Origin of the sequence: Ruminococcus sp. AM31-15AC, assembly GCF_003462045.1 — a bacterium.
GTDB lineage: Bacteria > Bacillota > Clostridia > Oscillospirales > Ruminococcaceae > Hominimerdicola > Hominimerdicola aceti.
In genome coordinates this window covers 24,714-44,887 of the sequence record NZ_QTYG01000020.1, presented here as the reverse complement: position 1 = coordinate 44,887, position 20,174 = coordinate 24,714, and the positions used below count along the sequence as shown (strand labels likewise).

Annotated in this window: 15 protein-coding genes and 1 pseudogene; 10 read left to right on the top strand and 6 right to left on the bottom strand. The window is 43.6% G+C overall.

Translation table 11 applies throughout. The features are described 5' to 3' along the window. The first annotated feature begins 221 nt into the window (after nt 1-221). From DW793_RS07535 to DW793_RS07510, 6 genes are all read left to right on the top strand, one after another. Complete coding sequence (locus DW793_RS07535) at nt 222-1,511, top strand: sensor histidine kinase (protein WP_157864625.1); 1,290 nt, start codon at nt 222-224, stop codon at nt 1,509-1,511. Between the two features lie 118 nt (nt 1,512-1,629). Further along, entirely contained in the window at nt 1,630-2,220 is a 591-nt protein-coding gene (locus tag DW793_RS07530; RefSeq protein ID WP_022127259.1) for an accessory gene regulator ArgB-like protein, read from the top strand. Continuing rightward, complete coding sequence (locus DW793_RS15920) at nt 2,201-2,374, top strand: cyclic lactone autoinducer peptide (RefSeq protein ID WP_227220844.1); 174 nt, start codon at nt 2,201-2,203, stop codon at nt 2,372-2,374. Before DW793_RS07530 ends, DW793_RS15920 begins: the two co-directional genes overlap by 20 nt. Then, nucleotides 2,374-2,529 carry an AgrD family cyclic lactone autoinducer peptide gene (locus tag DW793_RS07520; RefSeq protein ID WP_022127260.1) on the top strand — a complete coding sequence of 52 codons (156 nt, stop codon included), beginning with the start codon at nt 2,374-2,376 and terminating at the stop codon, nt 2,527-2,529. The genes DW793_RS15920 and DW793_RS07520 overlap by 1 nt, the downstream gene beginning before the upstream one ends. 34 nt (nt 2,530-2,563) lie before the next feature. After that, nucleotides 2,564-5,881, top strand: a complete 3,318-nt coding sequence (locus tag DW793_RS07515; protein ID WP_022127261.1) for a lecithin--cholesterol acyltransferase — start codon at nt 2,564-2,566, stop codon at nt 5,879-5,881. Nucleotides 5,882-5,897: 16 nt separating this feature from the next. After that, the gene (locus DW793_RS07510; protein WP_022127262.1) at nt 5,898-6,761 is read left to right on the top strand and encodes a hypothetical protein; all 864 of its coding nucleotides are present in this window, start codon (nt 5,898-5,900) and stop codon (nt 6,759-6,761) included. Between the two features lie 38 nt (nt 6,762-6,799). Here DW793_RS07510 and DW793_RS14455 read toward each other — a convergent pair whose 3' ends face one another. The 4 genes and pseudogenes from DW793_RS14455 to mobC all read right to left on the bottom strand — a co-directional run bounded on the left by DW793_RS14455 (nt 6,800) and on the right by mobC (nt 9,769). Beyond that, on the bottom strand, nt 6,800-7,039 hold the full coding sequence (locus DW793_RS14455) for a hypothetical protein (protein WP_147337900.1): 240 nt from the start codon (nt 7,037-7,039) through the stop codon (nt 6,800-6,802). Continuing rightward, on the bottom strand, nt 6,999-7,592 hold the full coding sequence (locus DW793_RS07505; protein WP_015558960.1) for a recombinase family protein: 594 nt from the start codon (nt 7,590-7,592) through the stop codon (nt 6,999-7,001). The genes DW793_RS14455 and DW793_RS07505 overlap by 41 nt, the downstream gene beginning before the upstream one ends. A gap of 18 nt (nt 7,593-7,610) precedes the next feature. Then, nucleotides 7,611-9,200 (bottom strand): annotated as a pseudogene (locus tag DW793_RS07500) (relaxase/mobilization nuclease domain-containing protein); the annotation flags it as partial. Beyond that, nucleotides 9,098-9,769 (bottom strand): plasmid mobilization protein, encoded by a 672-nt coding sequence (gene mobC, locus DW793_RS15915; RefSeq protein ID WP_015558958.1) that lies wholly within the window; start codon nt 9,767-9,769, stop codon nt 9,098-9,100. The gene mobC and the pseudogene DW793_RS07500, both read right to left, overlap by 103 nt. Before the next feature lie 947 nt (nt 9,770-10,716). On the opposite strand from mobC, the gene DW793_RS07490 reads away from it, so the two are divergent. From DW793_RS07490 to DW793_RS15335, 4 genes are all read left to right on the top strand, one after another. Beyond that, nucleotides 10,717-11,148, top strand: coding sequence for a hypothetical protein (locus tag DW793_RS07490; protein WP_118157525.1), 432 nt, complete (start codon nt 10,717-10,719; stop codon nt 11,146-11,148). A gap of 104 nt (nt 11,149-11,252) precedes the next feature. Continuing rightward, nucleotides 11,253-11,450: a hypothetical protein gene (locus tag DW793_RS07485; RefSeq protein WP_038670326.1), complete on the top strand. Its 198-nt coding sequence runs from the start codon at nt 11,253-11,255 to the stop codon at nt 11,448-11,450. 93 nt (nt 11,451-11,543) lie between these two features. After that, nucleotides 11,544-12,668 carry a recombinase family protein gene (locus DW793_RS07480; protein ID WP_252967634.1) on the top strand — a complete coding sequence of 375 codons (1,125 nt, stop codon included), beginning with the start codon at nt 11,544-11,546 and terminating at the stop codon, nt 12,666-12,668. Beyond that, a complete protein-coding gene (locus tag DW793_RS15335) occupies nt 12,629-13,207 on the top strand; it encodes a DUF4368 domain-containing protein (protein WP_252967633.1) in 579 nt (192 codons plus the stop codon). The genes DW793_RS07480 and DW793_RS15335 overlap by 40 nt, the downstream gene beginning before the upstream one ends. On the opposite strand, the gene DW793_RS15330 is transcribed toward DW793_RS15335, so the two are convergent. Both DW793_RS15330 and DW793_RS07465 read right to left on the bottom strand, forming a co-directional pair. After that, the gene (locus DW793_RS15330) at nt 13,141-16,161 is read right to left on the bottom strand and encodes a hypothetical protein (protein ID WP_390624665.1); all 3,021 of its coding nucleotides are present in this window, start codon (nt 16,159-16,161) and stop codon (nt 13,141-13,143) included. The two genes, DW793_RS15335 and DW793_RS15330, sit on opposite strands and share 67 nt — an antisense overlap. Then, on the bottom strand, nt 16,065-20,174 hold the full coding sequence (locus DW793_RS07465; RefSeq protein WP_118157522.1) for a YodL domain-containing protein: 4,110 nt from the start codon (nt 20,172-20,174) through the stop codon (nt 16,065-16,067). The genes DW793_RS15330 and DW793_RS07465 overlap by 97 nt, the downstream gene beginning before the upstream one ends.

Below are 20,174 nucleotides of genomic sequence, written 5' to 3'. Positions count from 1 at the left end.
CCCAGCGTCCCTTTGGGGATGCACAGCTCATCTGCTGCTGCCTTGGTGCCAATCTCCTTTGCGAGCTTTATTGCCTGCTTTTTAAACTCTTCATCATATTGTTTTCCTGTTCCCATTGATGACACACTCCTTTGTTTTTATTATACTTTGATTGTTTTGTATGTGTCAAGTTTTATTATACAGGATTACTATCTTAACTATGCAACAGGGAGATGATCGAGTTGCCCGTATTGATTGAAAATATCATTGAGATTGTCAATGTAGCAATTGAAATGATGTTGGTATTCTTATACTTTTCCTTGTTGAGTAAGGCAAAAGTTAATAAAGCAGTTCTTTATCTGTCGTATCTTCTTTCTACTGTAATACTGTCAGCGACAGTTTTGTTGACAGATAATATTTTAGTGTATCTGATTACAACCATTATTCTTATTAGCTCCATGTCCTTTATTTGTTATGATGATTCAATCCGTCATAAAATATTTTGGAACATATTGTTTTTACTGATTATATCTATATCTGAACCTATTGTGATTGGATTACTTTGCATTGCTAATATGGGAACACCAGATGAATTCTTAGAGTCTGGTTTAGGACGTTATCTCGGAATGGTAGGCACAAATATAATTTATTTATGGCTTATAGGATTGATGCACCGCATAATAAACAAAAAAATTCGTGAACTGCCGATAAAATATTGGATATTGATAATAGTTATTCCAATCATAAGTATTTTTCTTTTACAAACAATGCTTGATGGATTTGTTGGCAGCAACACTTATAGTTATGTTTCTTTGGGCGTTTCTCTTGCAGGAATTATCTTTATAAACCTTGCTATGTTTAATTTCTTTGAAAGTTTTGAAGATAAGATAAAGTTAAAATACCTTGAAACAATAAAGCAACAGGAACAGGAAAACTATAAGCTGCTTACCCTGTCATACAAGCAAGTACGAGAGTTTAAACACGATATTGAAAATCAATTTTTAGTTCTGAATGATATGTTGGAAAACAATGATACTGATTCTGCTAAGGAATATCTTGTCAAGCTAAGCTCATTTGTAAGGCTTGCTAACAGACTCTGCTATACTGGTAATAATGCCGTCGATTCTATTGTGAACATCAAGGGTTCTCTTGCTCAGACATACGGTATAGAGTTTATTTGCAAGGTCAATATCATAACAAATATCAAGGCAGACGAATTGGAGTTGTGCCGTATCATCGGAAACGCTCTTGACAATGCAATAGAAGGTTGCCAGAGAGCTGGTGTATCACATAAGCATATTTGGATAAGCCTAATGGAAGAACGAGAGAAGCTATTTATTGTCATTACAAATACATCAGATAAGGTAGATACATCTGTTTTAACATCAACAAAGAAAGAACAAGGGCTTCACGGCATAGGGATAAACAGTATCAAATCCTCCGTTGATAGATTGGGTGGGTTAGTAAGTTTCGATTATGATGACGGAATTTTTAAGCTGAACATTATGGTTCGTAATTGTTTACAAATTTAACTATTTGCATTTCGGGACAAGAAGACGACATTTGGGGACACTTTGAGACCTTTTTTCTCAAAACCTATTGAAAAAATTTGCAACTTGTGTTATGATTTTTGCAGGAAGTGATTCAGAAATGATTTCAAAACTTGCAAAAAGCATAGCACACTTTTTTGTGGTTCAGAACATAACGGAAGAATCCAAAGAGGTGATCTACGCATATGGAATGGAGCTGCTGATCTCTGATGTGCTGAATACCATTATCGTCCTGCTGATTGCTCTGTTTTCCCATACGCTGCCTGCGGTTGTTGTATTCATAGCCGTATTTATGGGGTTGAGACAGTTTGTAGGTGGGTTTCACGCTAACAGTCATCTTAGTTGTATGTTCACGCTTGTCATGGTGATGATGGTTTTCTCTTACGGCATTTGCAATGTAAGCGGACATATTACGCCAATATTCAGCATCAGTTTCATAATGATAGCATTACCAATCATTCTATGTATTGCTCCCGTTCCGCATCCGAATAAACCGATGTCAGAGGAAAAGAGTGTCAAGCTAAGGAAAAGAAGCTGCATCTTAGCTGTTACCCTATCCGTTGTCACGATTGCACTGCTTGTATTCCAATATCAAAAACTAAGCCTTTATGTATCAAGCGGAATGCTGCTGTCAGCAATCATGGCACTGCTCGGTCACTTTTTGAATCGGGGTGATAACAGTAAACGATGATAAGGAAAGAGAAAAACGGAGTATTTTGGCGATTGTAATTCTTGCTCTTGTAAGGCTGGTGCTGTATATCTCAAATGGCAGCGTTTGCGGTATTACGTTTTATCAACCGAAAGAGCCTGACTTATCTGAACTGTTTGAAAGGAGGGATTTGTAATGAAAAAGCTGATGAGCATAGCAAAGAAGGCTTCTACGGCACTGGCGGCTCTTGCGCTGGTGGTAGCTACCACATCAGTTCCGAGTGCTTGCTTCCATTGGTTCGCACAACCTGTAGAGCCAGAAGAGCTGAGAAACTATGTAAACAAGAAATAATTGGCAACTGTGTGTTGCAGAAAGGTGGTATGAAATGGTTAAGAATAAGATTTTGAAACGTATCGTGGCAGGTCTTAGCTGTATTGCGTTATCTACAACTATGCTTACGAGTTTACCTGCTTTTGCCGATGATTATGTTGACGAATATCAATATTACTCAACGTTAGATCCTAATGGTGAAGAGTACCAAGAATGGAAATCAAATCTGGCAAGTTCTGCTGTAAGTGTTCCCCAAAATAGAATGCTTAAAAGTATTCTCAAAAATAATACTTTAATAGCAAATGACTACATTGAGTTCAACACTGCAAGTAATGGTCACTATACTATTGGTACAATAGGAGGAAACCCTAACAGTTCAACTGATGATAATAAAAAGATGCTTTTCGGTCATCCGGGTGGAGGAACATCAAAAACAACAATTGTTGTTGGTGAAAGCATAAATGAGTTTACATCATCAAATGTAACTTATGATGCTGATGGTTCTAAAAGTGTTTCCAAAGCTTCTTATGATGGTGTTGATGTCACACAAGAACTATCTATTATTGAGAATTCGGCGACTGGACGAGATGATGTTGTTAAGATTAAGTATATCGTCAAAAATGATACAGAATACGCCAAACAAGTGGGCATAAGAATTATGATGGACACTATGCTCGGTGGTAATGATGCTGCGCCATTCAGAGTAAACGGATCTGATGTAACAACTGAAACCGTATATTCAGGTTCTAATATTCCGCAAATATGGCAAGCCTTTGATTCCGCAACTAATCCCGGTGTAGTAGCACAAGGTACATTCTACAAATCGGGAGACAGAAAACCTGATAAAGTACAATTTACTAATTGGGGAAATGTAACAAGTACGCTATGGGATTATGTGACTCAGCCAGGACGATCTAATGGAGATAGTGCAGTATCCATCACATGGAACAAAGATACTTTCACCAGTGGTGAAACACGAGAATTTGTTACCTATTATGGATTGAGTGAGTTAGAACAGAATTTAATTCCTCCGTTAGCATTAAGTGTATACGCTGATAATAAGGTTAGTATTTCCAATTTTAATTATGATGATATAAATGCAAATGTATATTTGGATAATATTGGAGATGGCGATGCGACAGATGTATCGATAAAAATCACTGCTGATAACCTTGAACCAAAGTATGGAACCTCACTTACACACAATTATTCGGTAATAAAGCCAAGTAAAAGCTATTCAATTCCTTTGAAATTTATAGTTCCAACAGATTCAAAACATAATTCTGATATAAATGCAAAATTGGATTTTGAATTATCATACAAAGTTGCCAAGACCGGTGATACAGAAGTAAAGCGAATAACCAAAAACATAACAATTCCTAAATTGAAAAGAGCCGTTGTAGTAGTACCGGGAATAATGGGAATAGATCTTGCAAAAACATCAAATGATGAAAGTGTATGGGGATCTTGGATTGAACAGCCAAGTAACTTTGATGATGTTAAAAAAATTCACAATGCGTTCCAGTCGCTCAAATGCGATTACTACGGTAATAGTAATATTGAATTATATCCTGTTAATAATTATGGATATGATGATACTTATAAAGGAATAATTGAATCACTAAATAATGATACTGATATTTCTGATAAGTATGATATCTTATTTTTCCCGTATGATTGGAGAATGGGAGCGCAAATAACGGCTAATAATCTTCATGATCTTATTAGTGATTATAATGAGGTAGTTTTTGTTGCACATAGTATGGGTGGTATTGTTACAGAAAAATACATTTCGGAATATGGTGCTGATAATATTTCTAAACAAATAACTGCCGGAACACCATTTTGGGGTGCGCCAACGATGCTTTGCGTTTTAAGCACTGGTGATTTATCATATATCATAGGAGGACTCGGGGTAGCAGAATCATTATTTACTTCATTTGAACTTCCAAGTGTTTTGGTGAATTTAGGCAGTTGTTATGATTTGTTGCCAAATAAAGATTATACAGATGACTGGCAGTGGATATATTCATATAAACGAACTTATGATCATTGGTATGATTATTTTATAGATAACGGCAATTTTACGTATTTTACATTTGACGAATTTGATGAGCTGATTTCTGATGATTATAATAATTATCTTTGGATAGATGGAAAATATAACCATAGCCGCATAAAAATATCCCAAAACAATACTAATAATCTGAAAAGAATAGCATTAGTAGGAAGTAATAGAAATACCATTTCAACTATTCAACATTGTCCTGGCGATAGAGGATTGCAATTCGTTCCAGAATATGGTATTGGCGATAGTGTAGTTCCAATTGAAAGTGCAACAATGAATTTTAATCACGATCTTTTGGATATAAAAATCTTTGATCAAGATCATATGGGGTTAATACAGAGTCAGGAATGCATAGATGAGATATTAAAAAACATAAAAGATACAAAATCATTTATGAAGCTGCCCATGAGAACAAAAATGGCAAATAACAATCTTACATCTAATGCCATAGAAGAAACCAAGACACTTTCAAATAAGCTTGCTATTTCAGGTTATTTTGATTTATTCTTTTCAAACGAAACCTGTTCATATTATTACACAAATTCAGAGGTTCATGAAGGGAATAATTTTAAATTTGACCCTTTAACATCAGTTGGCAATCCGATTTTACTGGCTCAATTTGCTGATGATAATTATGATTGTAAAATCAATTCACTTGCTGATCAAAACACTGATATTATGTGCAATATTGATGGAAACATCTATTTGTATACCAATATCTCTGTGAATAGTGGATCTGTATTATTCTTAAATTTATCAGATGGTTCATTTTTTATTAACATTGATCTTGATAATGATGGTGAAATAGATACAACTGTTACGCCAACTATCAATCCAGGGGTAATTCAAGATGATGAGAAATCACCTGAAATAACAGTAGAATCTTGCAATGCAGGTATTAGTAACTCAAATACTATAAATCCCAATATAGTTATAACTAACAACTCTGACAAGCCTTTAAAAATGAGTGATATAACTATAAATTATGTATTTAATGCAGACAATAAAGAAAACCTTGAATACCATTGCGACTGGCTTGCTGTAGATAATCAATACTTAGGTAATACTTCGGTTTGTGAATTTGTTAATGACGATTACGGAAATACATATGCAAAAATCAAATTTAATACCGATGTTGAACTTCAACCTAATAAACAGTTTGTAATCCATTTTAGACTAAATGCAGCAGATTGGTCTAATTGGGATACATCGAATGATTATTCAATGGGAACAGAACAGCTATTGCCAAATGATAAAATAATTGTTTTTTATAATGAACAGCTTATAAGCGGTGTCCAGCCTTGAAGTAGAGGTTGAAGCAATGAAAAAAACAATTATAATTATAATTATATCATTATTAGTTACGGCAGGCACTTTTGTTTTATCTAAGTATCACAACAGAGATAAAATGATGACTCAAATGAATAAAGATATACAAGATTATTATTATATAAGCTGTCCAAATGGAAATGAGCTTGACATCAAGCAAAAGAGCAGTAATGAATATCAATACTCTATTCTTAGTTATCCTTTTAGCACAACAGAATACACTAACAAATTTACATTCAGATTAAAAGTGAGTCTTGATCAGAAATTCATATTTGAAAAAATCGGCTTATTGACAGGCACAAGCGGAGTAAACGCAAATACAGACTTTCCTAATTGTCTTATTAAAGAAAATGATTCTTCTCAATATCAACGTTTTTTTCTCCCCACGCCAGAAGAAGATAATGATGTTTCAACAATCCTTGGCGAAGGCAAAATATATGTATCATTCAAGAATGCAATCAATTCATCAGATATATCATCTGTAATAGATGAATATAGTGAATACGGAACAGTGACATGGCTTTGGGTCGATACTTACAATGATTCTGATTCAACACTACCAACGATTCAAAATCCTCAAAATGACGAAAGAGGAGTGTATGGTATCCCGTTGTTCTATGCTGGCGAAAAGCTCATTTCACCATTAGATAAGTTTGTTAATATAATAAATGATAAACACGCTTATTTGGAAGACGAATTTGAAAACATAAGAAACGGTATTAATACAGGTAAAGATACTATTAAGCAATCTGATATTAATATTATAGGTATTGTTTTATTGTCCCAAAAAGATTTGAACCGTAGTGCCATAATAAACGAAATCGCCATAAAGGGAAATGTCTATGTAGTTAACTAAACTATAAATTTATTGTTATCTTGTTTTATTGCCAAATACTATATTTTTCGTTCCACACAAGTCTGAATAGGCATTGTGGGGCACACCACAACAGGCACAAACTCTATTGGAACTGAATAACCGCAAGCCCTCGGAAATGCTCTTGTAAGCGTTTCTGAGGGCTTTTTCTTTTCAGCGGTTAGAATTCCGCTCCGCAGGCTCGGATAGTGATGTGTGGCATTTCCGTTCGCCTGACGGTCAAGCTGAGGTCGGCTCGGTGATGCCGTGACGGAGTTCATACTCACGCACACGGCGGTAGAAAGTATTTGCTGACATATTCATTCTCCGCATAAAGTCCCTGCCCGTGATGTGCTTGGCTCTCCATTCCCCATAGAGCTGACCGAACCTCGTCCAGTCGGTGGGGATAGGCTTTCGCCCGGTGTACTTGCCCTGAGCCTTAGCGATCTCGATGCCCTCACGCTGTCGCTGTTTGAGCTGCTCACGCTCCAACTGTGAGAGTGCAGCGAACACGGTGAGCATAAATTTGCCCGCAGGAGTGTCGGTGTCAATTTTCTCCTTGTGGCTGATGAGCGTTACTCCCTTGTCTGTGAGGGTGTCGATGATGTTCAGCAAGTCCTTTGTGGAGCGTCCCAGACGGCTGATACTCTCGATGTAGAGGGTGTCACCCTCACGCACATAGTCAAGCATTGCCCTGAGCTGAGGGCGGTCGGTGTTCGCTCCTGACAGCTTCTCGGAGAAGATGCGGTCAACCTGATAACTGCACATGATCTCCTGCTGTCTCGCTGTTTCCTGATGCTCCGTAGAAACACGGATATAACCTATTTTGCTCATAGTTGTTGTTTCCTTTCTTTATTCAAGTGTATTTTTATTTCTATGTTTAGCCTGTGTCCTCTGACGGCTTTTCTCACGCTCACGCTTCATCTGCTGTTCGTTGATGTACTGGCGCACCTGTCGGGTGTACTTCTTCGCCGTTTCACGCTTGGTGAGGAATGCGGTATGCTCGACATTAAGCCTGTTCCACTTCGATTTCAGCTTGTTGGACTTCTCCAAAAGGTCAAGCATCGTCGGCGGTTTGCCGTCAACAGCATACTTCTTGATATGCTCCTTGATGTACTTGACCGTCTGCTCGTAGTCCTCGATAGTGGCGGCATTTTTCTTCTTGAAACGGCTCTGCGACCAGCCCGATTTGCCCTGATACTCCTTGTAAACAGGCTCCAGCTCGTCACGGTGCTTCATCTTTGCAATGAGCGTGTCGATAGCTGTAAACTTCTTTTTCAGATCGGCACGCTCAGTTGTGTGGTCATCGGAGTGAGGTGTATTGAAGAAGAATCCAGACAGCTCGCTGAATGACATAACGCCACCAGCTTCAAGGTCTGCGATGATTTCGTTTGCTCTGCCCATACCTCTGATAGCTTTCCACGGATCTTCTTTCTTTTCAGGTGCTTTACTCTCCGTAGGTGTGGGCTGTGGTGTCCGGGCAGACGGTTCAGGCTTCGGATTGATAGCAGTTGCGTTAAGCATATCAAGCTGTGCCTGCCGTCTTGCTCGTCGGGCTGCAAAGAACTTCTCCACCTGTTCCGCAGCAGCTTTTCTCTTTGCGGTTTCACTTGTTTCGGTGATAGTTTCAGGCTCGGCAGATTGTTTCGGCTTTGTCGGTGCGGTGACTGTCTGTGTCGGCTTCGGCTCGGTCTTTGGAACAACAGGCTTCGGCGCTTCGATAAGCATATCGGGAGTGACATTCGCCGCTGACAGCTTTTCCTGTATCTCCGCTATCTGCTCGGCTATGCGTTCGGGGGTGAAGTCTGCGCCCAGGGTGTCGGCTCTTGTAAACTTCTGTTGACCGTCACCTGATAAACGGAATTTCAGCTTGACCTTATTGCTTGGCTTGTAAACATATTCGATACTGCACTCCGAACATTTTTCAAGAAAATCCTTGAAGTCACGGCTGTAAAGCATGACCTCCGCAATCCTGACACGGAGCTTATCTTTCCACGACTTGCCCTCTTTCTGCATATTCCTCTCAAAGTGAGATACCCCATGTCCCTTTTCAGGCTCGGAGATAACAGATATACCGTGTTCAGCACATATCTCGTCCGAAATCTCACGCAACTCTGCCCACGCTCTTTCAGACTTTCTGCCTTGATTATGCTCGGTGGTAAAGCTCAGACCGTTATACAGATTTGTGTTGTTGAAAATGATGTGGCAATGCAGGTGCGACTTGTCATGATGAACAGCAATGACATACTGATAATCGCCTTTCAGATAACGGTCGCACAGCTCCTCTCCGATCTGCATAGCTTGTTCGGGCGTGACTTCACCGGGGGCAAAGCTCTGTATCATGTGGTAGGCAAGGATTTGGGTGCGTCCTGTTCCTGTGTTTCGGACGGCTCGGAAGTCCTCGCTTGCTCCTGCGCTATCGGCTCGGCAAGCATAAGAGTTGACATATAAACCGTCGATGGTCTTATCATCTCTTGTGATGTAAGCGATCGCTGCGCTGACTGTTGCCCTGATCGTATGGATAGAAGTGTATGCCAAATTTCGTTTACCCCTTTCTTTATCTCGGTAATATCCTCGGCATAGATGTGACCTGTGCTGTAAAGTCGGACAAGTATCTGGTTGATGTTTGCTCCGATGCGTTTCATCAGACGGTTACACTCGGCAATTTCGGAACGGTCGGGCGTGAGATCAACCCTCGCCCGAACACAATCACGGATATACTCGGTCTTGTTCTTGTAACCGTACTGCTCACACTTGGAAAGAATGTCCTGCATTTCCGATTCGGTGAAACGAACATTGAGGGTGTAGGACTTCTTCTCCTTCTTGCGTTTCAGGTACTTGCGTTCATCGTCGGTAAGCTGGCTCTCGTCCTTGTCGGCAAGGCACTTGTCAAGGTCGGCTCTGACCTCTTTGTCAAGTGCGTGATTGATTGCTCCCTCGTAGGTCATACCCTCAAACTCCATAGCCTTGTGTTTGGGCGGTCTTCCACGCTTCTTTTTCTCGGTTTTCATAGTGGTGTCTCCTTTGTTTGTATTTCGGCGTTAGCCGATTTTCTTGACCGCTGTGCGGTCGTTTCGGGGCTTGGGGTGTCCCTAACAAGCATTTGGTATTTTCGCTCGCTGTGCGGCGCAAAATACAATGCTTGTTATTTTTGTTGCGCTGTAGCGCTATTTTCCAGCCTGTGGGATTTTCATATCACTCAGGCTTTCGATGCTCCGTCAGCGAATTTGGAGCTATGCGACTTAAACTCTCCGCCGCTTAGGTCGGCGGTCATACTCGCTCACGCTCCTGCGTGATGCACTCAATATCATCACTCTTGAAATTGTAAACTGGCTCAGCGCAGTTATTGCGCAGTCTGGGCGGCAGTCCTATGAAATATGCTCCCATAAGTTAATACCAAATTATTGACCGCTTCGTTAAGTATACCGCAGAAAAATTTTATGATGAAAATGATATGCAGGGGTGCGTGTGATCGTCACAACGTCAAAGCCCTTCACTTTTCTACCGGTGTTTTTGAGAAAATGGCGTTGTTTTTCAGAAAAGTTTACACTTTGTTCATGACGGTTCTCCCTTGTGCCTAAATTCAACAGCATATTTCTATACAGAATGTGAATAGGTCACGGCGGCACTCGGATAAAACCCCCTCTATATATACAAGCACGTTCAATCAGGAAACGGGCATGATTTTTATAAAAATAGTTGCTCCGTGATAATAATTCTCCGTATTGAATAAATCAGAAATGGTGACCTATGCAGTATGCAGTCAATGTGATATGGCTCGGATTTGCAATGCTCGGTCTGCTTTCTGCAAAATTCCCCATAACAATTTCACGAATGAAGAAGTTTTATGGCGCACTCAACTTCTTGCGCAATGCGAATAGACTTTTGCTGTCCGAGAATGCTATAATATTAGCATAGGGTATTATCCCTAAATCCAATACATTGGGAGGTGATGAGAATGAGTAAGAAAGCTAAGACCGAGGTTGATGAGAAGTCCGCTGTTATCATTACGGATGCTGTTCTTGCGGAGAATCAGGCAAAGCTCGACAGCTACGAAAAGTCTATCAAAGCTGTGCAGGAGCGCAGGCGCAAGGTCATCATTGATAGCAAGCTCTACACCTACGATAAGCTCTCACAGCTTTACGGCGGTGCGGAGGGACAGGCACTTCTCGATGCTGTGACTGCGGAGCATACGCTGATCGGCAAGCTGACAGCAAGCGGTATGACCTATGAGCAGATTGGTGAGCTGGCTGACGATAGTTCTGCCGATGCTGACAACAGCTCGGACGAAAGCTATTCCGAAAAGTACGCTAAGCAGATGAGCTTTTCAGAAACAGATCATCCTATTCGGAGTAACATATATTCCGACAACAAAACGATTGCTGTGTAAGGGACGGCTCTGCCGTTCCGTACAGCACCTGTGCAGGCGTAACGCCCCTGCAACAAAAAGCCATTGCGTGTAGAGATAGATAATCGCAGGCGGAAAGGAGACACTTGCCAAGAAAAGATACAGGATTTACTTTGGCTGAGCTGAATGAGAGATATAAAGATAAGCCGACCAGCAAAGCCGTGTACGAAGTGGACGGTCAGCGTTATGCTGTGACAAGTCATTTCGTGGGTGAAAAAGACCTTGATAAGGTGCTTTATGAACTTGCTTTCAAAAGAGCGTTTCAGAAAACCGAAAAGAACTAAAAAGTTTTGAAAAAAGACTTGCCATATTCGGTTTTCTGCGCTATAATAGTTGTATCATCGAATATGGTTTGCTTTGATTGGAAAGGAGTTATTATGGCAAAGCAAACTACTTACAATGTCGGGATCTATGTGCGTTTGTCGCAGGAGGACGAACGTGCGGGCGAATCCCTTTCGATTGAAAATCAGAAGAAGATGCTGACGGAATATGTCAGCAAGCAGGAGGGGTGGAATCTTATCGAGATATGCGAGGACGATGGCTATTCGGGAACAAGTTTCGATAGACCAGGTATCAAGCAGATTCTTGATGATGCAAAGTCGGGAAAGATAAATCTTATCCTCTGTAAAGACCTTTCACGTTTCGGAAGAAATTATATCGAGGTCGGTCAGTATATAGATTACATTTTTCCTTCATTCAATATCCGCTTCATCGCCCTGAGCGACAATGTAGACACGCTTGACAGAAACAGTTCGGCAATGGATCTTATGCCTGTGATGAATTTATTCAACGAATGGCACGCCGCCAACACGTCAAAGAAGGTACGCAGTGTCATGGCAGCAAATTCTCGGCAGGGCAAGTATCTGGCGGCTTCAGCTTCTTATGGTTACATCAAGGCAGATGATGAAAAGCATACGCCCTTGATTGATGAAGATGCCGCCGTTATCGTAAGACGTATATTTGAGCAGAGGGCAAGAGGGTTAAGTCCGAAGCAGATCGCTATACAGCTTAACAAGGACGGCATCGCAACTCCCTCGGATCATCGTTATCAGCTTAAAGGCAAAGATAATCCCCTTGTGACTTCACATCTGTGGAATGATTGTATGGTGCGTGGCATTCTTAACAATGAGATTTATATCGGAAATCTCGCACAGCAGAGAGTGACAACGGTATCCTACAAAAATCACAAGCAGATACGCAAGGACAGGTCGGAATGGATAGTGATTGAAAATAATCATGAACCTATCATTTCAAGAGAGCTGTGGGACAAGGTTAGAGAGGTTGACGCATCGGTGAGTATCGGCAAGACAACAAAAGAAGGCGTGATTCTTCCGCTGTCAGGATTTATGTACTGCCCAGACTGCGGTTACAAGATGAAAATGAACAGAACCATGCACACCTCTAAGAAGCGTGGAACATATGAGACTGTCAGCTATCGCTGTGTACTTATGTTAGAAGCGGAATGGACGGCTGCACTCCTCATTCCATTTTGGAAAGAGTAATTTCACAGATTGTTGTTGACGATATTAGAGCAAAGGCACGACTTGCCGTTGAGGACGAGGACGCACTCCGTGAAGCCGTTAGAAAACGCAGACAGGCTACTGCCGATGCGGAGAGCCAGCATAACAGCAAGGAACTCCATGAGGGTGAGAAAAGGCTTGCACAGCTCGAAACGCTTATCAGTAAGACCTATGAAGAAAAGCTCCTCGGTACTGTACCCGAAGAACTCTGCGTGAAAATGCTGAATCAGTATCTTGATGAGCAGAAGATGCTGAGAGAGAAAGTCGCTGTACTGAAAGAAAAGTGCGAAACCGCTGAACAGGCTGAAAAGGATATTGACAGATACATTGAAAATATCAAGAAGTATGTCGATATTCAGGAGCTTACCCGTGAGACTTGTTTGGAGCTTATCGAGTACATCGTGATTGGTGATCGTCCCGAAAGCAAGGACGAGGACAGGCAGATTCACATCTTTTACAAGTTCCTTGACAAAGGGCTTACGGAGAAAAGAAACATTCTGCTTCCGCAGAATGTGGAGTAAATAATATTTGGGTGTACTTTTATGGGGTTCTCCTCACGGAAACCAAGCTCACCGAACGGGACATTACCGACCGCTACATCAAAGCTGCCGTTCTGAAAACGATTCTTCTCAAAACCCTGAATTGCAATATCCGCATCGGGATAGAGAGCCTGAGCAATTCTGCCCGATAAGCTGTCGATCTCCACGCCGTAGAGATGAGAGTTAGCCTGCATTGCTTCGGGCATACGTCCGAAAAAGTTTCCGATACCCATTGCAGGCTCTAATACGTTGCCGCCCTCAAAGCCGAAGTTGCCGAGTGCTTCATAGATACCGTCAATAACCGTGGGGCTGGTGTAAAACGCATCATTGACCGTTGAACGTGCCTGAGCGTATTCCTGCGGAGTCAGCAGCTCAGAAAGCTCCTTATACTCTGCGGCCCACTTATCGTCAGTCTTATCGAAAGCCTTAGCCAAAGCACCCCAGCCGACATATTTCGACAAGGTTTCCTTTTCCTCAGACGTTGCAGGACGCTTTTCCGCTTCAAGTGTTTTCAAAGTCTTGATAGCTTCGACATTGCCTCTGAACTTAGTCTTAGCACCGCCGTCACCGAGGTTATCATCGGTAATAGTGAAGTTATCGCCTTTATCGGGAGTAGGTGCAGGAACAGAGATTTCGTCAGTAATTGCTTCATCTGTATCGCTGATCTCAGGTGTTACAGTCTCACGCTCCGGCTCTTTTGTACGCTCCAAGCTGTCAATGAAATGAAAGCTCATCAGCATATCGCCGTTGTCGAGTCTGGAAGTCAGCTCACCGCCGTCAAATGTCCAGTTCTTTGCACGGTCAAACTCCATGTGAAGGTCTTTGCCCGTAGGTGCGCCGTTTTCATCGAGCTTTCTGGAAGTAAAATCAACGGTGCTTACGCCCGTGACGATTCTGCGTTCTCCGATACATTCAGGACGGAGATGATCGGTGATCTCAAACATCATTCCCGGCTTCAAAGCCTTTTTGAGCTGAGATAGGTTCTTGATTGTCGGAATATCAGTCTTTTCTGTTTCAGGAGCGACCGCAGTATTATCCGGTGTTACCTCAGCAACAGGCTCAGGCTTCACGGGTTCTGATTTTTCCTTTTCGGGTTCAGCCCTGCCAATGTATTCATACAGACCGCTGCTCAGGAGCTTATCATAAGAGATATTCTCCTCGATCTCAAAAGCACCGCTTCTGCGTTTGACCGTGCAATCGTCCGTATAATACGGCAAAGCCCCCGTCAGTGCAACAACCTCCGAAACCACGCCAGTAGCCTTGTTGCGAAATCGGTCACCGATTTCCACCTTATACGGCTCTGCGTTTTCCTCCGGAGAGCGTTCCGCTTTCATAGCCTGCCACTTTGCCTGCTGTTCAGGGGAGAGATAGGTATTGCTTCTCAGCTTTGATTCAACTGCGGTTGCAACATTGAACCACGAATGACGGAACTTCTCGCCATTCTCAAATGAAAAGACAAGCCCCTTGCTGTTGTAGTCAACAAGCGTGATCTTGCCGTCACCGCTATGACCGCCTGTTCCATACTCCTTTTTCAGAAAGTCAGCCAGTTCCTGCGTTGTGGGGTGATTCGGCTGGCTTCTCATTTTTTCATAGAACTCCTGCACACGGATTTTGCCGTCAACAAAGCCTGTCCCACGTTCAATTTCCGCATAGAGAGCTTCATAGACCTGAACACCGTCCACAACCGGACCTGCGGAAAACTCAGACTTCGGCTTCTGCGGTGCAGGCTTTGAAGTAGTCAGCGGTTCGGGATCACCAAACAAAGAAAGCTGTTCGCCCTCAATGTCAGGCTTCTCCCAAAACGGAACATCGTCATTCACGCTGCGCTGAATCTCGTCAATGATCGCTTCATCGGTGAATAACGGCTTGTCAATATCCTCTGATACCGCAGGAGCATCATCGACCGCCATAAGACCAAGTTCATAGGCTGCGCCATCAATCTCCGCCTTGTGATTTTCATAGGTGTCAATGGAGATAACACCCTCGGCATTGTCGATAATAACAGTCGCACCGAGGGAAAGTGCCTTTTCCTTGATCTCGTTAAGGCTTTCAGCATCGCCCTTGTATTTCAGAGTTACCGTAGGAACATCATCGGCAGGAGAAGAAGTATCGGAAATATCGGCGGCATCGCTCATAAGGTCAACCGTCTGTTCGTCCTTGCCAGTGTGCCTGTCAATGACTTCATTGGGAACGGAAACAAGGTCAGAAAAGTCAAGTCCTGTCAGTCCGTTTTCGATCATATCCTCTATACTGTCAAACTGCTCTGTATCGAATACTTCACCGTCAAATTCGTGAGTGATCTTGAAGTCCATAAGGTCAGCCGTCACCTGAATGGGCAGCTCATCGTCCGTCAGCGTGGTAAACGCAAGACCGACACTATGCAGATCGGAGAAATCCGCTTCTTCACGGTACTCAGCTTCGCAGAAATCGTTGATAAGCCACTTTGCCTTGTCGAGAGGAGTTTCAAATGTACGCTGGAAGTCCATGATCTCCACAGGCTTATCAGGATTATGCTCAAGCATTGCCGTTTGCAGGAGCTTCGGGAAAGTGGACAGCTCACGGTATGGCTCGATCTCCATTTTATCGCCACGATTATAGATACCGCAGACAGGTTCTCCGCCGTAGAACAGTTCTCCGACCTTATCGCCGTCAGCAATAGCCAGTTTCCATGTGCCGTGTTCCGTTTCAGCAGACTCGCAGTCCGTGCCGAAATATGTGTCAACGACCTGCTGTAACGTCTGGAGCTTTTCAGGCTCACGCTTCGGAGGATTCAGCTCAAATGCCTGTTCGATCAGGACGGAATATCCTGCATCACTGAGCTTTTTAGAATACTCGTCCTTTACATGGTCAGGGAAACCGACCATAGGCTGACCGTGCTTTGACAGCATACGCAGTCCGAGGACTTCCGCTCCGATCTCCGCATTTTTGCCGTACATTTCATAGAAGTCACCGACCTTGCGGAGCGATACCGGACCTTTGTCCTCCGGCTCTGCCTTTTCTGCTGTCTGACCGCCCTTAGACAGAATCTCAAAGCCCTTTTCTTCCATATCTGCCTGCCAGCCTCATAAGCGAATACATCGGAAGTTCCGAGCAGAATACCGCCGTAATCGGGTGCATCGAGGCCTTTGAGAGAAATGCTCTTTTCGCTGATCTTCTCGACTTCACGGCGTTTGCCCTCATACATGATAACGTCACCGACATCAAGATCAGCGACCGTAGGTGCAGACTTCTCCTGAGAAAGCTCTTTCTCTTTGAAGAACTCAGGCATTTCCGTAAAGCCGAAACTGTCGCAGAAATACGCTGTATCCTTGCCGTCAACGGAAATGACGATAACATCGCTTACTGAAAGAGAATGACCAGTGAAGTCCGCAGGGTGTGCTGTATTGAACTGAGCAAAGAGAGCTTCAAGGGTTGCATTACCCCTGAACTCTCCGACCTCGCCTTCATAGACAAGGCTGTAATCGTCTTTATTGAGCTGTACGCCGTCCTTTTTAAGCTGTTCCATAGCCTCAAAGCGGATACCGTGATATTCTTCACTGCTGGGAAGCTGATAGATCTGGAACTTGCCCTGAGCCTTTTCTACATCATCATAGGTGCGGATCGGGTGCTGTTCCTTGAAATCGTCAAAGATACGCTGTTCCTCTGCGGTTAGCTCTGAGTGTGCTTCAAGGAAAGGAACGAAAATGTCAAGCATTCTCTGCGCTCTTTCCTTATACTCAGGCTGATTGAACGGGTGCTGCGTATAGCTGAGTATGCCCTCGTTATATGTGCGGATATGGTCAATAAGCGAACCGCCGCCCGTACCTTTTCCATCCCCAATATCAAAGCGTCCGTCATAATTGAACTCCTCGCCGTTGATTATAGCGGTAATGGAGAAATCCGTCTTTTTATACCAGCCCGCTTTCAGCTCAGGGATATTGCGCTCCGAGTGCTGTTTCTCATCGAGGTATTCAAGGACAGCATTGCCGAGGGCAAAACTGCAATCAGGGTGTGCAAGAGCAAAATCGTGAACGATGTCGCTTTCGCTAACCCATTCATCACCGTCACCCTTGCCGAAGTGGAATGTCAGGCTGTCAGGCTGTTTTTCAGGCTGTTCAGCTTCAAAGGTCACATTATACTTTTCCTTTGCGATGATAGCAAACGCCTTTTCGGTCTGCACTTCATCACCGAGAATATCATAGAGAGCCTTTTTGATACGGTTGAGCTTCGGGATATTATCGCCATTTTCCCAATCCGCCATTGCAGCACCGTCAAATGCTGTCAGAAGGTCAGCTATCTTTTCATCGGAAATATCGGGAATAGCCTCCTGCAAATCGTCACGAACCCACCAAAAAGCGAGATCGTCAAATTCCTCATGGATACGGTCAATGAAAGCCTGTCCGATCTCCTCAAAGGAAACAAAACGCTCCATACCGCCGAAACTGCAATTATATCCGTCCTCAGTCCTATCCAAATGCAGCGAGTGACGGAGATTTTCGGCATAATAATAGGTGCGGTCAGAAATCTTGCCGTCCTCAAAGACGAACTCAATATCAGAAGACGTACCGCCCTCTAAAAGACCGAGAGCAAGCTCCTTGCGAATATCATCACCGTCATGGTAACGCTGGGCGAGGTCATAGAACGCAGGCTCACTCAGATGATAACCAAAAGCCGCCTTGTCGCTGGGCTGGTGCTTTTCAAGATACCCACGCTCAAACAGCGGAGATGCCATATCCTCCCACTCATCACTTGAAAGCGTATGCTCTGCAAGGAAAAGGGCAAGGTCAGCCTTGGGGAACAGCACTTCTTCCTCAGTGGGAACTCTGTTTTCGTTCTCTCTGTCGATGACCGCCTGCTTATGGGCAGTCAGAAAGTCTGCAACATCGGATTCCTGCAAAGCATTATGCAGAATCTCGTCATACGCCTGAATATCCTCAGCCGTGAAAGTCTCGTCAATGCTGTCGATCTGTCCTCTTGTCACATCACCCACGAACATCGCCGTAATAGCGGCCCTCTGTTCATCGGAAAAATCGTGCTGAGAAAAGAAATCCGAAAGCTCGATACTGCGGTCAAAACTGGACTTTGCTTCAAGCATATCCGTGAGCTTGCTGTTTTCGCCGTAGCGTTCAGCCGGAGCCTGAGCGATATATGCGTTCACAAGCGAGAGCATCTCGCCAAACTGTGCTTCATCGTATCTACTGTCAAAGAAATCAGCAAGGTCAAGCTGCATATCCTCAACGGCAAGGCGGTGAACTACGGGCGAAAGTGCGATATTCTGCTCCATAGACAGACCGAGGTCAGCCATTTTGCGGAGCATATTCGTCTCACGGACAGCGTTCTCCAAAGCCCTGTGAAATGCAGGAGCATTCTCCTTATCGACCGCAAATGCGACCTTGCCGTCACGGACAACAGCATGATAGCTCACGCTTGTTTCAAGGAAAGGCTTGACCTCTCTGAATTGTTCAGGTGTGAGCTTGCTCATATAATAATGAGTATCACGGTTTGCCCGATAATCACGGTTGCCGACTTCCTGTGCCTTATCGGGACTTGCGAACTGCTTACGCATATTCACAACCTCGTCCCTGATGTTGCGGACTGCGAAAAGATCAGCGTGAGAAACCGTCAGCGTTCCCTTGCCGGACGGATAGACTCTGCCCGAAAACTGCATACCACGGGCTTTCATGATCTCAGCCATTTTCAGCACAAGGTCACGGTCAGCGGAGAGGTACTCCTTCTGCGGGATATAACGATACTCCGCACTTCCGAAGATGTTTTTTTCGGGCGGAGAGTAAGGTCTGTTGGATTTTGTAATGCTCACATTGCCGAGGATATTTCTCAGCCAGTCGGTGTCCTTATCATTTACCGCCATACGAACAGTACCGTTCATTTCATAGGCATAGTAATTGATACCCGATCTTTCAAGTGTGCCTCGCACACGCTGAAAGTCTGCAAGCTGCATAGAGATCAGCGACTTGTCTCTGTTATCAGTCGCATCATTCCACATTCTGTTGCCGAATGTAACAATGTCAGCCACGCTGTCAACCTCCTTTTTCTCAGTCTCATGTTCTACTGCTTTTGGGATACCACGAAGCATATCATTCCAGTCTTTATATGTATCGGGAGTGATAACACGCTTCATGTCGGGATACTGCTCCTGCAAACGCTGGGCAAAATCATTGCCTGCGGTATCATTGTCGGAGCATAAAAATACATTCTCAGGGGAAATATTGTGACGGAGCATCGTGTCAAGCACGATATTCGGCTTCACGCCCATCATGGAAACGAGCCTGCAATCGGTCAGCTCTTTATTGTGCATTTGCAGATAGGAGAGCATATCAATAGCCGACTCAAAGAAAAAAGCCTTTTCTCCCGTGCCGCGGACTACTTCAAAGCCGTGTCCTGCTGCCGAGCCTGTTGCAATGCCTTTGAATTTATGGTCAGTTGATGTGCCGACCTTTTCAGCACCGATCACTTTGCCCTGATCGTCACAGTATTTGAAAAGAACATTGCCTGTCTTTTCTTCCTGGGCGATCACGCCCTGTCTCACAAGTGAAGCCACAAGGTCATAGTCAAGCCCTCTGGTCTTGCACAGGTACGCAAATACTCTCCGAGCATTATCAGCTTCGGCAAGGGAAAGCTCCCTTGCCGTTACTATTTTCGGCTTCTGTTCGTATGTGCGGGACGGAGTATAGTTGCGGTCAATGTGTTCGCCCGTGAGTGCTTCGACCGCATCAACAAAGCTCATATCCATGTATTCACGGAGAAAGCCGATGTTATCGCCGCCCTTGTCCTCGCTGAAACGAAACCACGCACCACGCTCACCCGAACCGTTATCCTTGATGTGCAGGCTATCGTGATCCTTCCACACATACTCTCTGCCGACTTTCTTCAAATCAAAGCCGTGAGCCATGAGGAACTGAGGAAGGTTGACGAATGCCGCCCTTTCTTTCTGTTCGTCAGTAATTCTCAT